Source organism: Rhizobium sp. Leaf311 (assembly GCF_001423445.1).
Lineage (GTDB): Bacteria > Pseudomonadota > Alphaproteobacteria > Rhizobiales > Rhizobiaceae > Agrobacterium.
In genome coordinates, this window is record NZ_LMNZ01000004.1 from 977,964 (window position 1) to 978,233 (window position 270).

The 270-nt window shown below is 72.2% G+C and carries 1 protein-coding gene; it reads left to right on the plus strand.

The window, feature by feature from the left end; translation table 11 throughout:
• On the plus strand, positions 1–270 hold a 270-nt coding region (locus ASF69_RS23795; protein ID WP_200939058.1), incomplete at both ends, for a hypothetical protein.

A 270-nucleotide genomic window follows, 5' to 3' on the forward strand; every position in this document is an offset into this window, starting at 1 on the left:
CCATTGCCATGGCCGCCACCGTGTCCGCCGTCGTCGCCGGAGCCATGGCCGCCACCGCCGTGACCGCCGTGTCCACCTCCGCCGCCGGAACCGTGACCACCGCCGCTGCCGCCGTGACCTCCGCCATTGCCATGACCGCCACCGCCGGAACCGTGATCGCCACCACCATTGCCGTTGCCGCCGCCATTGCCGTTGCCGCCACCGTTACCGTTGCCGCCACCATTGCCGTTGCCGCCGCCATTGCCGTTGCCGCCGCCATTGCCGTTGCCG